Origin of the sequence: Microcoleus sp. PH2017_12_PCY_D_A, from assembly GCF_020738565.1 — a bacterium.
In the GTDB taxonomy this organism is placed as follows: Bacteria; Cyanobacteriota; Cyanobacteriia; order Cyanobacteriales; family Microcoleaceae; genus Microcoleus.
On the sequence record NZ_JAEQCI010000115.1, the window covers coordinates 1 to 13,990 of the forward strand.

Genomic DNA, 13,990 nt, shown 5'->3' on the forward strand with positions numbered 1-13,990 from the left:
TGTTTTTGGGTAAGAAGCTTTCTTACCCTATCTTTTTTGAGGCGATTTGTCTAGAGTTATCTCCCTGTATGCTTTTCAGGCGACCTGTCACCCCGTCAGATTTAAGCAATAAAGAACGTCCTCACCCTCTTGGCAGTTGGTCTCTTAGTTATAAGCATAATTTTAGTTATTAGTTAATAGTGAAAATAGGCGTTGCATCCTCATGGCTAAAACTCCCGAGGGGAATCATACCATTTGAGATTTGAGATTTGAGATTTGAGATTTGAGATTTGGGAATGCCTGATGAATTAAGGGTTTCGAGACTACGTACAGTTGCACTATTTTGGAGAAATTGTATCAATACCCGATCGGGTTAAACTCGCATCAGGTAGTGTGTTTTTTTGAGCGCAATTCAGTAATATTACTGTTTTTTTCCCAAACTCAGCAGCGATATAATAGGGAAAACAGGAGTACAGGGAATGCGAGTTGATATGTCTGCTACCGCAATCGGGTACAAAATGCTATCTCATACTTTGGCAGTCCTCAGCCAGAAACAAGCAACGGGAAAACTGCTATTAGAGCAAGGTGAGCAACAGTGGCAACTATACTTTTTTCAGGGTAGTTTGGTTTATGCCACAGGAGGATCGCACAGAGCGAGGCGCTGGTACAGGGCTGTTGGACAACACTGTCGCAACTTTCAAGTGGATCTTAGAGATATCGAAGCTCGGGAACTGTGGGAATATCAACTGATTCAGCAAGGGCTAGCTGCCAGCGAAATGAGTTTGCAACAAGCTAAGGCGATCGTCCACAGCAGCATTTCCGAAGTGTTCTTTGCTCTGATCGGTCAATCGGGTTTGCGCCGGGAGTGGCGTCCGTCGGAAAAATATTTTTCTAAAATTATCTCTTCTTTGCTGCTATCTGTAACAGAAGTAGATCAAATTCTGTGTTCTACAGAACAAATTTGGAACAAGTGGAAAGGCATGGGTTTGTGGCTGGTAGAACCAGAACAAGCACCGCTTTTAAAAGCGTCTGCCCAGTTGCAGGAAAATCGATTTAGTTCTAATTCTTTGATAGCTTTGGCTAACGTATTTAACGGCGAGAATACTCTTTGGGATATTGCATTGAAGAAAAAGCAGTGCGTGACAGTCGCAACTCGCGCTTTAGTTAATTACATGAAGCAGGGTTTAGTAAATTTCCGCACAGTACCAGACTTACCGTCGCCTATAGAACAGTGGCGCCTTGCTGCGTCGATGGCTGGGCAGGTTCGCCCTTTGATTGCGTGTATCGATGACAGTCCGACAGTATGCGAATTTTTACAGGAAATTTTATTGCCGGCGGGGTATCGAGTTCTAAAAATTCAAGATCCGATGGATGGAGTGGGCATCATCGCCAAACAAAAGCCTGCTTTAATTTTTATGGACGTGGTGATGCCGAAGACAAGCGGCTTTGCTTTGTGCAATTTTTTGCGGAAAACACCGAGTTTTCGCGAAACTCCGATCGTGTTTTTGACTGGTCAAGACAGTATAATCGATCGCACGCGAGCCAAACTTACAGGTGCTTCCGATTTTTTGAGCAAGCCGCCCAATCCAGAACAGGTTTTGCAAATAGCCCAGAAGTATTTGAAGGTAAAAGGCGATCGCAGCCCTTTAGGAATTCGCCACCACGATTTACTGAGTTCGCGCCAACTTAGCTTAGCAAATTCTTAAACCAAATTTATGCTCAAAAAGCATCGCTTATCGGGTGCGTCAGTCTCTGGCGCACCTTAGACGTATTGTATAATAAAGGCGCAACTGGATTTGATAAATAAATCTTTGAGGGGCGAGTGCATAATTTTTCTGGATTTCACAGCCAGGATTTTAGTAAATCCGCCCAGCCTGTATAGATTCTAATGCTTCGGACTTGATATTCATGATGAGCGATCGAACTCCGCAGGTAAGCGTGGTGATTCCGGCTTACAACTGTGCTGCTTACGTCGGCCAAGCCGTAGATAGCGTGCTGGGCCAAACCTATACTGACTGGGAAATTATTGTAGTAGACGACGGTTCCCGAGACGATACCAAATTAGTTTTAGAACAATATGGCGATCGCCTGCGCTACATTTACCAACAAAATCAAGGAGTTTCCATTGCCCGAAATCGCGGCATCGAACTAGCGCGAGGAGAATTCATCGCCTTTCTCGATGCAGATGACTACTTTTTACCCGAGAAATTAGCAGCACAAATTGCTGTATTCAGAGCGCAACCAAATCTAGGAATAGTCCACAGCGGCTGGCGTCAAGTCAACAGCATAGGCGAACCTATCAAAGATGTCAAACCCTGGGAAAACGTCCCTAAATTAGACTTAGAAATGTGGCTGCGGTGGAAACCAGTATTGCCCAGCGCGATGGTATTTCGCCGCCATTGGTTAGAGCGAGCGGGCGGTTTCGATCCTCGATTTCCACCAGCCGAAGATACAGATTTAGCGCTGCGTTTGGCTTTAATGGGATGCGAAACAGAGTGGCTGCGACAAATAACAGTTTGCTACCGCCAGCACGAACAAAGTGCCATGTACAAAGGTTTACCGCAGGCTAAATCCTTGGCGGCGGTAATGGACAATTTTTTTGCGCGGCCCGAAGTGCCGGATAAAATACGTTTGTTGGAAAAGCAAATCAAGTACAGTACCTTGGTTTGGATTGCTTGGTATTTGCACCGCACCGGTCATCCTGTTGAGATGGCAGAATTTTTGCAGCGTTCTTGGAATTATACGCCTTATTTGCCTGTGGAAACAGTAATTAATTGGGCGGAATGTTTTACGGAATTTTCGCAGGATGCGGGCAATGAATTGGATGCAGATTTATTAACTCTATCTCCCGAATGGCAGGAGTTAATGCAGTGGGTTATTCTCAGCAGCCACAATAAAATTGGTTTGTAGTGAGGACTTTAGTCCTCGGAAATAAGGACTGAAGTCCTCACTACGAACCTTAATTGGTTTGTAGTGAGGACTTTAGTCCTCGGAAATAAGGACTGAAGTCCTCACTACGAACCTTAATTGGTTTGTAGTGAGGACTTTAGTCCGCAAGAAAGAAGGACTGAAGTCCTCACTACGAACCTTAATTGGTTTGTAGTGAGGACTTTAGTCCGCAAGAAAGAAGGACTGAAGTCCTCACTACGAACCTTCTCACATTTGTAAATAATGTTTTTTTAACGAACCGCGAAGGCGCAAAGGACACGTTCGGCGAAGCCGTTCCCGAAGGGTAGGAAGAGAAGAGAAAAAGTGCTAAAGTTTTTTTGCAAGGTGAAAGGCTGAAAGATAGGAAGCTTTGATGTTATTTCCGCAGTTTTTTTCGAGGGATTCCCGCAAATCTTCTAATAAATAATTTCTCTTTTCGGCATCGAGCGCTATGTAGACTGAGTAAGTCTTCAAAAGAGCCAGATAATCTTCTATGCTGTAAGTAATCTGACTCACTAACTGTTCGTAAATTAAATTCTCGTACAGGCCTGAGTCGATGACAGTTTGTCCGATTTGTTTGATACTTTCAGCTTGATTGGCTCTTTCTTTGGCATGATATTCTGCTAGAGACGGAGCTTGATTTTGATAAACTTCATGCAAAACTCGGTAAATTTCATCCTGCGGCCAAACTCCGGCATTCCACAGCAAAATCAAAGCACCTTTATCTTTTAATGCGGCGGCCGTTTTTTGATAGCGAATCTCCGGCGACACCCAGTGCAAAGAAGTTGCGGCGAGTACAGCATTGAATTTCTCCGCCTCTAATTCCCATTCTTCAAAAGTTTTATTTCTAATCTCTACAGATGGATAAGTTGCACAGTTTTGTCGCGCTAGCTGACAAGCTGGCTGGCTGGGTTCGAGACAAAGCATTGCAAAGCCTAATTCCGCAAAGGGAACAGTGGCAATTGCGGGGCCGCAGCCGATTTCAAGAATGTTGGCGTTTGAGGGAAGTTCGGCTAATTCGACGACGCGATTAATTAGTTGTTGAGGATAGCGCGGTCTTGTTTTGTTGTAAGCACCTGCGATTTCGCTGTACCAATCTTTTCGCTGTTCACAAGTGTAGGTATCGACGTATTCGCTGTACCAATCTTGCGGTTTTTCTGATTCTTTTACCATTGTAAAATCTTTTTTTCTCTTCTCTTCTCTTCCTTAGTGGAACAGGCGTCCCGCCTGTGATTTTTAGTGTCTTCGCGGTTCCTTCAAAATAATTAAAAAAATGCGAAATTATGCTTGAGTTTCTGCTTCAGTAAAAATTGGCTGCCAAAGTTCGGAAATTGGCAATTCCCAACCAGGAAACAGTTCGGATACTGTCAAAATATCTCCATTTCCCAGCACAATTGGTTCGCCTTCGGGACGGTAAACTGTTACAGTTTCTTCATCAGGATCGATCAAAATGCCTACTTGTGATCCGAGTGCGATAAAATTCAGAATCTTTTTTCTAGCGGTTTAATGCGATCGCTCTGTGATTTAATTTCTACTACCAAGTCGGGGACTAATTCTGCGAAATAACGGGGACTTTGCCCGATCCGGCCCGCCCGCACAAAGGAAACATCGGGTGCTGTGAGGTTAGCATCAGGTAAAATAAAGCCGCCTGCGGAGTCAAAAATTCGGCCCAAACGGCGGGGATTCACCCAAACGAAGAGGAAGGCACTCAAGCGAATGCCAATTTCGCTAGATACAATATCTGAGGGGCCCACAATGATAATCTTCCCGCTTTCTAGTTCAAGTTGGTAATCTTGACCGGCTTCAAAGAAGGTTTTTTGGACTTTTTCTAAGTCTTTGAGTGTCATCATATTGATTGTTACCTCGCAGAAAATGAGTTGCCGCAGCTACAGCTTTGGGCGGCATTGGGATTGTGGAACCGGAAACCTCCGCCCATCAAGTCTTCTGAATAATCTATGGTGATCTCATTCAGATATTTTAAGTGCTGGGGGTCGATCGCAACTTGAACTCCCTCGGACTCGCATACAGCGTCTTCTGAGGCTGGCGCACCGTCAAATGCCATTGTATAAGACAAACCGGAACAGCCGCTCGATTCCACTCCCAGACGAAACAAAGTATTGGGGTTCGGATATTTTGACTTGAGGCGCTTTACTTCTGTCGCTGCTGTTTTGCTTAGATGAATCATTAATTTTGGGAATGGGGAATGGGGAATGGGGAATGGGGAATGGGGGAATGGGGGAATGGGGAATAGGGGAATTGGGAATTGGGGAATTGGGGAATTGGGAATGGGGGAATTGGTAATTATGATTCTTTTCTAATACCATTTTTCTAAAATGGTGCCACACTCTTCGACCCCCCCTAGCCCCCCCGCTGTATTGCGGGGGGGACAAGAATACTGTTGCATTATTTTAGAAAAATGGTATAATTTCGGGTTGTTATTTATCAACAAAAAAATTCCAATTCCCTAGGCCCAATTCCCTAGGCCCTAGGCCCTAGGCCCAATTCCCAATTCCCTAGGCCCAATTCCCTAGGCCCAATAGTTACTTAGCCTTTTCTGTACGAGCATAATCGTCTTGAAAACGAACAATATCATCTTCTCCGAGATATTCGCCATTCTGCACTTCAATTAAAATCAGCGGGATAACTCCTGGATTTTCCAGACGGTGAGAAATGCACTGTGGAACGTAGGTAGACTGATTTGTAAATAGAACTTCTTCGGTTTCGCCACAAGTAACTTTTGCAGTACCAGAAACTACGATCCAGTGTTCGCTGCGGTGGTGGTGCATTTGCAGGCTGAGGCGATGTCCGGGATTAACTTCAATTCGTTTAATTTTATATCCCGGGCCTTCTTCTAGTGTGGTAAACGAGCCCCAAGGCCGCGATTCTGTAGCGGTTATTTCGTTGGGTGCAGCAGGTGCGTGCAGAGTAGATAGTTGAACAATTTCTTGAATTTGAACCATGATTTTCACTCCTTGAGGATTGCTTGCTGAATCCTTTGGTAAACGACGTTGGATTTTGATACTAGCTAATTTATCCTGAAAACCTTTCGTCCGATCGCGCGAACCGGTTAGCGGACTGTAGATTTTTGCACTTTTGCCTGGGAAAGCTCGATCGACGCACCTTGACCACCATAGCAAAATCATCACAGCGGTTGTCACCCGCGATGCGCTCGATCGACTAACTTTACGTAAACTTTAATTAATCGACTTCTAAAAAGAGTATTTTAGTGCGATCGAGCAGTGTTTTCCTACCACATTTTAGGTTTTTTGTCAAGTGCTCGGTTATTTTGCGATCGCTAACCGAAAAGCCGATCGCACTTTTTTAACGATCTCAAAAGTGCGATCGCTCATCTTACAATCAAAAGGGATCTCGATCAAAATCTCTGCCATGCACAGCCAATGAATCCAGCCGCACAGCAACTTCTCGATCTGACGGGAAAAATACTGTCAGAAGCCATCATCATACTGGAAAGTTACGGCTTTCAATTTCAAACGAGTACAAAAGGCAGTTATCAAAGCTTTGAACATCCAGATGGCAGTATCATTCATATTAGGCCCAATGGTGAAATAGTCCGTACAGGGCCAAAGATCCGCGGGACAGATGGCAAAACTTACCGTCGTAGATACGATCGAGATGGAAATCAAATAAAATTTGAACCAGGTGCCAATACACATAGTACCGGAGAAAAAGTAATTATATGACAACCGCGCTCGCACTCAACCTCAAAACTTTTTTAGAAGACTTAAAAAGTGCTGATTTAGTAGGGGTTTCACTCCGCCCCCAAAATCTTGGGTTGCGTTTAGACTTCACCTTTGGCCCGGAATTTGGAGATGTGGCGATCGAGTTCCATCGCATTCTTCATCTAGTGATATCTCGCCCCATCAATTCCGACGATGAAAATTACTGTTTTTGGGTAGGAGAAGTAGAACTTAGAAAGCTCGAACAAAATGCCGAAACTTTCTTGTCTTCCCTTTCCTATCCTTTCAATTTTACTCCTGGTTTAGATTTATCGTCTTTGATTCATTTTCGGTTAGAAGGCGATATATTTATTCAAATAATTTGCGAACATTATAAGATTTTTCAGGAAATAAAAAATTAGAATTTCCAAGAGCGATCGCCCTTGTCGATCTCTCACCAACCAAGAAAGCGATCGCCCTATGCAATCAAAATCTCTAAAAAATCTCCCCAGTTACACAATAGCTCGATCGCGCGGACAGCAAACCCTACTTACAAAAAACTCTGACAATTTCCTGAAAACCCGAAACCTGCAAGGTTACATCACCACAAAATACATAATAATAGAAAGATCTGGTTCCCAGCCTTCACTCTAGATCGACAATCTCTCAGTCACTTTTAGGAATAAATCAAAATGAACAGCAACGGACTGCCAGCAAAACAAGGCCTGTACGATCCGCAGTTCGAGCACGATGCTTGCGGAGTCGGCTTTATCGTACACATGAAGGGTAACAAATCCCACGAAATCGTCGAACAGGCCCTGACAATCCTGCTGAACCTCGACCACCGGGGCGCCTGCGGCTGCGAACCCAACAGCGGAGACGGGGCGGGCATTTTGATGCAGGTGCCCCACAAATTTCTCAAAAAAGCCGCCGCCGCCTTAAATATCGAACTTCCAGAAGCCGGCGAGTACGGAGTTGGGGCGATTTACTCATCGCCAAACCAAACTCAACGCGAAAACGGTCAGCGCATTTTTGCAGAAATTGCCACCGAAGAAGGCTGTCCCGTACTCGGCTGGCGCGAGGTTCCCACAGATAACTCGTCCCTGGGCGACACCGCCAAATCTAGCGAACCCTTCATGCAGCAAGTGTTCCTCCGGCGCGCCGCAGGTATCGATGAGGCGGCCTTTGAACGGAAACTGTACGTCATCCGCAAACGCGCTCACAATGCGATCCGCAGGACGAATGTAGACCCCTACTGGTATAATTCCACACTGTCGTGCCGGACGATCGTCTACAAGGGAATGCTGATGCCGGTACAAGTCGGCGATTACTATCCCGAACTCCACGACCCGGACATGGAAAGCGCTCTAGCCCTGGTTCACTCGCGCTTCAGCACCAATACTTTTCCGAGTTGGGAACGATCGCACCCTTACCGCTACATCGCCCACAACGGCGAAATTAACACGATGCGCGGCAACATCAACTGGATGAACGCGCGGCAATCGATGTTCGAGTCGGAACTGTTCGGCGATGACTTAAAGAAAATCCCGAATTTAATCAATATCGAAGGTAGCGACTCGACTATTTTTGATAATGCTTTAGAATTGCTGACTTTGGCCGGGCGTTCGCTTCCTCACGCCGTGATGATGATGATTCCCGAACCTTGGACGGCCCACGAGTCGATGAGTGATGAGAAAAAAGCTTTCTACGAATACCATTCCTGCTTGATGGAACCTTGGGACGGGCCGGCTTCGATCGCTTTTACTGATGGTACTTCGATCGGCGCTGTACTCGATCGCAACGGTTTGCGGCCTTCCCGTTACTGCGTCACCAAAGACGACTTAGTAATTATGGCATCGGAAGCGGGAGTTTTGCCGATCGCGCCTGAAAGAATTGTATCAAAAGGCCGCTTGCAACCGGGGCGGATGTTCTTAGTAAATACTGAGGAAGGCCGCATCGTTTCCGACGAAGAAATTAAGATTAAAATCGCCACAGAACACCCGTACCGGGAGTGGATCGACCAGCACATGGTCGAAATCGCCAAACTCAAAGATGCGCCGTCAGTTGCAGAATCTCACCCCGAAACATTATTGCAGCGCCAAATGGCCTTTGGTTACACCTTTGAAGAACTGCGGTTGCTGTTAGCACCGATGGCAAAAGATGGGGTGGAAGCTGTAGGTGCGATGGGTGCGGATACGCCGCTGGCTGTGCTTTCCAACCGCCCAAAACTGCTTTACGAATACTTCCAGCAACTTTTTGCTCAAGTTACCAATCCGCCGATCGATTCTATCCGCGAAGAAATTGTCACTTCTGCTGAAACTACGATCGGCGCCGAACGCAATTTGCTCAAACCGGAACCGGAAAGCTGTCATTTAATTGAACTGAAAACGCCTATTCTCTGCAATGAAGAATTAGCTAAGCTCAAACACGTAAATGAAGGCAATTTCCGCTCGGCTACACTGCCGATTTTGTTCGACCCCAAAACAGGGGTAAAAGGTCTCGAACAGGCGTTAGAAGATGTTTTTGCAGCGGCAGATAGCGCGATCGCCTCTGGGGTGAATATTCTCATTTTGTGCGATCGGGGCATCAGTCCAGATAAAGCCCCAATTCCGGCGCTGCTAGCGGTTGCGGGCTTGCACCACCACCTGATCCGCCAAGGTACGCGGACGCGGGCGGGACTGGTTCTCGAATCCGGCGAACCGCGCGAAGTGCATCACTTTGCGACTTTAATCGGCTACGGTTGCGGTGCGATCAATCCCTATTTGGCCTTCGAGACGATCGCAGATTCGATCCGCGAAGGTTTGCTGCTGAATGTTGAGTACAAAGCTGCTTGCAAAAACTACGTAAAAGCCGCAACTAAGGGTGTGACAAAAGTTGCCTCGAAAATTGGGATTTCGACAATCCAAAGTTATCGCGGCGCGCAGATATTTGAGGCGATCGGTTTAAACAAATCCGTAGTCGATAAATACTTTGCTTGGACAGCTTCGCGGATTGAAGGTGTAGACTTGGAAGTCATCGCCCGAGAAGCAATTTTGCGGCACACTCACGCATTCCCAGAACGTCCATCCAGCGGACATACTCTCGATGTCGGCGGCGAATATCAGTGGCGGAAAGAAGGCGAGGCGCATTTGTTCAGCCCGCAGACAATTCACGCGCTGCAAAAAGCGGTTCGCGAGGGAAGTTACCCGCTTTTCAAACAGTATTCAACTCTGGTAAACGAGCAAAATCAACAGCATTTTACTTTGCGCGGTTTGCTGCAATTCAAACAGCGGGAATCGATCGCAATTGAAGAAGTAGAACCGGTTGAATCTATTCTCAAACGCTTTAAAACTGGGGCGATGAGTTACGGTTCGATTTCCCAAGAAGCCCACGAATCTTTAGCTGTGGCCATGAACCGCATTGGTGGTAAATCGAACACCGGTGAAGGCGGCGAAGATCCCGATCGCTACACTTGGACGAACGATCGCGGCGACTCGAAAAACAGTGCGATCAAACAAGTAGCTTCCGGGCGTTTCGGCGTTACCAGCTTGTATCTTTCCCAAGCGCGGGAACTGCAAATCAAGATGGCGCAAGGGGCAAAACCCGGAGAAGGCGGGCAGTTGCCGGGTAAAAAAGTATACCCGTGGATTGCTAAGGTACGGCACTCGACACCGGGTGTGGGTTTGATTTCGCCTCCTCCTCACCACGACATTTATTCGATCGAAGATTTAGCAGAATTGATTCACGACTTGAAAAATTCCAACCGAGAAGCGCGGATTAGCGTGAAATTGGTGTCGGAAGTTGGAGTCGGGACGATCGCAGCCGGTGTTGCTAAAGCGCACGCCGATGTCGTGTTAATTTCCGGCTACGACGGCGGTACGGGCGCGTCGCCGCAGACTTCGATCAAACACGCCGGTTTACCTTGGGAGTTGGGATTGGCGGAAACTCACCAGACTTTGGTTTTGAATAATTTGCGATCGCGCATTGCTGTGGAAACCGACGGACAACTGAAAACCGGCCGCGATGTAGCAATTGCTGCACTGCTTGGCGCAGAGGAATTCGGTTTTGCCACCGCGCCGCTGGTAACTTTGGGCTGTATCATGATGCGCGTTTGCCATCAAAATACTTGCCCTGTAGGCGTTGCAACTCAAGATCCGCTGCTGCGGAAAAACTTTACCGGCGATCCGCAGCACACGGTAAACTTTATGACCTTCATCGCCCAAGAAGTCCGGGAAATTATGGCGCAGTTGGGTTTCCGCACGCTGAATGAAATGGTTGGCCGCACTGATGTGCTGGAAGCGCAGCAAGCCGTGGAACACTGGAAGGCTAAGGGTTTGGACTTCTCGAAAATCTTGTATCAGCCGGAGGTTGGGGCGGATGTCGGGCGCTATTGTCAGATGCCGCAGGATCATGGCTTGGAAAAGTCGATCGACATGACTGTGTTGTTGGATTTGTGCAAAGGTGCGATCGCCAACGGCGAAAAAGTGCACGCAAAACTGCCAATTACCAACATCAACCGCGTTGTCGGCACAATTCTCGGCAACGAAATCACCAAACGCCACTGGGAAGGCTTACCCGATGACACGGTGCACCTGCACTTCCAAGGTAGCGCCGGACAAAGCTTTGGCGCATTCGTGCCCAAGGGAGTCACCCTGGAACTCGAAGGGGAAGCCAACGACTATCTCGGCAAGGGCCTCAGCGGGGGCAAAATCGTCTTGTATCCGTCGCCGGCTTCTACCTTTGTCGCAGAAGAAAATGTGATTGTCGGCAACGTGGTGCTTTACGGAGCCACCTCTGGTGACGTTTTCATCCGGGGGATGGCGGGCGAACGTTTCGGAGTCCGCAATTCCGGGGTAAACGCCGTAGTTGAGGGTGTGGGCGATCACGGTTGCGAGTACATGACTGGCGGCAAAGTTGTTGTTTTGGGTGAAACCGGGCGCAATTTTGCAGCGGGTATGAGTGGCGGTGTTGCTTACATTTTGGATGAGGCGGGGGATTTTGCTACTCGCTGCAATATGTCGATGGTGGCGCTGGAAAAACTGGAGGATGTTGAGGAGATTGCTGATTTGCGGCAGTTAATTCAGACTCACGTTGATTTGACTGGAAGTGCGATCGCATCGAAGGTTTTGGCTGCGTGGGATGCGATGGTGCCGGTGTTTGTGAAGGTGATGCCACGGGATTACAAGCGGGTGTTGCAGGCTATTGAAAGGGCGATCGCATCGGGTTTAAGCGGTGATGATGCGCTGACGGCTGCGTTTGAAGAAAACGCTCGCGATGTCGCTCGAATTGGCGGCAGCTAGTAGTCCAAGAAACCGGGTTTCTGCGATCGTCTTGGCATCACCACCGAGATGCGAGGAAGAAACCCGGTTTCTGAGCCCCCGCGCAAATCCAAGAAACCGGGTTTCTGCGACAATCTTGGTGAGGATGCCAAGATTTGGGTGAGAAACCCGGTTTCTGAACCCCCGCGCCTAGTCCAAGAAACCGGGTTTCTGCGACAATCTCCGAATCCCCACCAAGATTTAGGAAGAAACCCGGTTTCTGAACCCCCGTGCACAATCCAAGAAACCGGGTTTCTGCGATCATCTTGGCATCACCACCGAGATGCGAGGAAGAAACCCGGTTTCTGAGCCCCCGCACAAAACCCCCGCGCACATCCAAGAAACCGGGTTTCTGCGATAATTTCGGTGAGGATGCCAAGATTTGGGTGAGAAACCCGGTTTCTGAACCCCCGCGCCTAGTCCAAGAAACCGGGTTTCTGCGATAATTTCGGTGAGGATGCCAAGATTTAGGAAGAAACCCGGTTTCTGAACCCCCGCGCAGAAACCCGCGAATCCAAGAAACCGGGTTTCTGCGATAATTTAAGCATCCCCACCCAGATTTAGGAAGAAACCCGGTTTCTGGCCCCCACGCAGAGAGAACAATATGCCGCGTCGCCAAGTTATCTTACAAACGGGTAATTATTACCATGTTTATAACCGAGGTAATGACCGTCAGCTTATTTTTTTTGAACGAGAAAACTATATTTATTTTTTACGCCTATTAAGACACCATCTGATTACTAATGGTGTCGATATCATTGCTTATTGTCTGATGCCGAACCACTATCATTTATTAGTTTACCTGAAAACCGATCGTTTTTCTAACCTGATGCAGTGCTTTACTCTTTCCTATGTCAAGGCTATCAATAAACGCTATCACAAGGTGGGTTCGCTGTTTCAGGGACGGTTTCAGGCGATTCATGTAGATAGAGAAGAATATTTGTTACATCTCACTCGCTATATTCACTTAAACCCAGTATGTGCTAATATAGTTGAAAAAGCCGAGGAATGGGAATTTTCCAGCTATCAAGAATATATCGATATGCGGCAGGGAAATTTGCCAAAAATAGATCGAGTGCGATCGCAATTTCAGTCAGCAGAGGCTTATCGCTACTTTTTAGAAGACTTAACTAGCGATAAATTAATCCACCATCTAACCTTTGAAGAATAGCCAAAGTCCAAGAAACCGGGTTTCTGCAATAATCTCCGAATCCCCACCCCGATTTAGGAAGAAACCCGGTTTCTCACCCCCCACCCCCAAAGTCCAAGAAACCGGGTTTCTGCGACAATCTCCGAATCCCCACCCAGATTCAGGAAGAAACCCGGTTTCTCACCCCCTACCGCCCAAAGTCCAAGAAACCGGGTTTCTGCGATAATCTTGGTGATGATGCGAAGATTTGGGTGAGAAACCCGGTTTCTGAATCCCCCGCAATCCCGAAATTATTAGATAATTAAGCAAATACAGATAAACAGAATTTAATAACGATAACAGAAGCTATTAATTTATTTTTGAATAGCTAAAAGATGAGATATCATTTAGCTGTACAATGCTCAAACTCGATCGCACTCGGCGGTTGAAACCGATCCTACTTTTAGCTATAAATTTATGAATTTATTTCCAAAGAGATTGCCTTTTCGTAATTGGATCGATAACTTCTTTTTCACCGAAGAGCATGATTCCATAAAAGTTTAGCTCGCCGTAAGCGACTGCCTGCGTTTTTTCCAATTGCTCCTTGTACGTATCTCCTGTCATGGTTTCTAGAAAATCCACGAAATGAAGATTGTGTTCGCGCACTTTGTCACTAATTTTGCGAATTTCGTTTGAAGTTCCACGCAGAACGATGAGAGACAAAGCTGATATGCTGCTATGAACAATCTCATTTCGATCGGGGAAGTCAATAAAGCTCATCTTTTCTCTAATCTCTTCGCTTGCTGAAGCTACTAAACCAGCCCCCATATGGGCAACAGCATTCATTGCACTGCCTGGTTCCAGCGTCTTGTTTAAAACTGCAACTATTTTATTTTGTACTTAACGGCATTATGTTCTACTGACATCGCTTTCAAACCAACCTTTGGGTACTTAACGACTTAAACCTAACTCAGAAATCC

At 46.8% G+C, this 13,990-nt stretch carries 10 protein-coding genes and 1 pseudogene; 6 read left to right on the forward strand and 5 right to left on the reverse strand.

What is annotated here, in order from left to right; translation table 11 throughout:
* Nucleotides 1-470 precede the first annotated feature (470 nt).
* Together JGK39_RS26910 and JGK39_RS26915 are read left to right on the forward strand one after the other, a co-directional pair.
* Nucleotides 471-1,685, forward strand: coding sequence for a response regulator (locus JGK39_RS26910; RefSeq protein ID WP_293256028.1), 1,215 nt, complete (start codon nt 471-473; stop codon nt 1,683-1,685).
* A 205-nt stretch (nt 1,686-1,890) separates the two neighbouring features.
* Nucleotides 1,891-2,889 (forward strand): glycosyltransferase, encoded by a 999-nt coding sequence (locus JGK39_RS26915; RefSeq protein ID WP_293256128.1) that lies wholly within the window; start codon nt 1,891-1,893, stop codon nt 2,887-2,889.
* Nucleotides 2,890-3,234: 345 nt separating this feature from the next.
* On the opposite strand, the gene JGK39_RS26920 is transcribed toward JGK39_RS26915, so the two are convergent.
* The 4 genes and pseudogenes from JGK39_RS26920 to JGK39_RS26935 form a co-directional block, all read right to left on the reverse strand.
* Nucleotides 3,235-4,080 (reverse strand): class I SAM-dependent methyltransferase, encoded by an 846-nt coding sequence (locus JGK39_RS26920; protein ID WP_293256031.1) that lies wholly within the window; start codon nt 4,078-4,080, stop codon nt 3,235-3,237.
* Nucleotides 4,081-4,188: 108 nt separating this feature from the next.
* Nucleotides 4,189-4,754 (reverse strand): annotated as a pseudogene (locus JGK39_RS26925) (Uma2 family endonuclease).
* A gap of 11 nt (nt 4,755-4,765) precedes the next feature.
* The gene (locus JGK39_RS26930) at nt 4,766-5,092 is read right to left on the reverse strand and encodes an iron-sulfur cluster assembly accessory protein (protein ID WP_293256045.1); all 327 of its coding nucleotides are present in this window, start codon (nt 5,090-5,092) and stop codon (nt 4,766-4,768) included.
* 355 nt (nt 5,093-5,447) lie between these two features.
* Nucleotides 5,448-5,867, reverse strand: a complete 420-nt coding sequence (locus JGK39_RS26935; protein WP_293256131.1) for a phosphomannose isomerase type II C-terminal cupin domain — start codon at nt 5,865-5,867, stop codon at nt 5,448-5,450.
* Nucleotides 5,868-6,305: 438 nt separating this feature from the next.
* Here JGK39_RS26935 and JGK39_RS26940 point away from each other — a divergent pair, with 438 nt between their 5' ends.
* The 4 genes from JGK39_RS26940 (at nt 6,306) to JGK39_RS26955 (ending at nt 13,052) form a co-directional block, all read left to right on the forward strand.
* Complete coding sequence (locus JGK39_RS26940; protein WP_293256056.1) at nt 6,306-6,608, forward strand: PASTA domain-containing protein; 303 nt, start codon at nt 6,306-6,308, stop codon at nt 6,606-6,608.
* On the forward strand, nt 6,605-7,006 hold the full coding sequence (locus tag JGK39_RS26945; protein WP_293256059.1) for a hypothetical protein: 402 nt from the start codon (nt 6,605-6,607) through the stop codon (nt 7,004-7,006). The genes JGK39_RS26940 and JGK39_RS26945 overlap by 4 nt, the downstream gene beginning before the upstream one ends.
* 270 nt (nt 7,007-7,276) lie before the next feature.
* On the forward strand, nt 7,277-11,863 hold the full coding sequence (gltB, locus tag JGK39_RS26950) for a glutamate synthase large subunit (RefSeq protein ID WP_293256062.1): 4,587 nt from the start codon (nt 7,277-7,279) through the stop codon (nt 11,861-11,863).
* Nucleotides 11,864-12,485: 622 nt separating this feature from the next.
* Complete coding sequence (locus JGK39_RS26955; protein ID WP_293297943.1) at nt 12,486-13,052, forward strand: transposase; 567 nt, start codon at nt 12,486-12,488, stop codon at nt 13,050-13,052.
* A 441-nt stretch (nt 13,053-13,493) separates the two neighbouring features.
* On the opposite strand, the gene JGK39_RS26960 is transcribed toward JGK39_RS26955, so the two are convergent.
* The gene (locus tag JGK39_RS26960) at nt 13,494-13,898 is read right to left on the reverse strand and encodes a DUF2000 domain-containing protein (protein WP_293297987.1); all 405 of its coding nucleotides are present in this window, start codon (nt 13,896-13,898) and stop codon (nt 13,494-13,496) included.
* Nucleotides 13,899-13,990: the final 92 nt, after the last annotated feature.

Bases quoted from the DNA above. Each gene is read 5' to 3' on its own strand.
- JGK39_RS26935 (WP_293256131.1), bottom strand. From the start codon at position 5,867: ATGGTTCAAATTCAAGAAATTGTTCAACTATCTACTCTGCACGCACCT.
- JGK39_RS26915 (WP_293256128.1), top strand. From the start codon at position 1,891: ATGAGCGATCGAACTCCGCAGGTAAGCGTGGTGATTCCGGCTTACAAC.
- JGK39_RS26940 (WP_293256056.1), top strand. From the start codon at position 6,306: ATGAATCCAGCCGCACAGCAACTTCTCGATCTGACGGGAAAAATACTG.
- JGK39_RS26930 (WP_293256045.1), bottom strand. From the start codon at position 5,092: ATGATTCATCTAAGCAAAACAGCAGCGACAGAAGTAAAGCGCCTCAAG.
- gltB (WP_293256062.1), top strand. From the start codon at position 7,277: ATGAACAGCAACGGACTGCCAGCAAAACAAGGCCTGTACGATCCGCAG.
- JGK39_RS26920 (WP_293256031.1), bottom strand. From the start codon at position 4,080: ATGGTAAAAGAATCAGAAAAACCGCAAGATTGGTACAGCGAATACGTC.
- JGK39_RS26910 (WP_293256028.1), top strand. From the start codon at position 471: ATGTCTGCTACCGCAATCGGGTACAAAATGCTATCTCATACTTTGGCA.
- JGK39_RS26955 (WP_293297943.1), top strand. From the start codon at position 12,486: ATGCCGCGTCGCCAAGTTATCTTACAAACGGGTAATTATTACCATGTT.
- JGK39_RS26945 (WP_293256059.1), top strand. From the start codon at position 6,605: ATGACAACCGCGCTCGCACTCAACCTCAAAACTTTTTTAGAAGACTTA.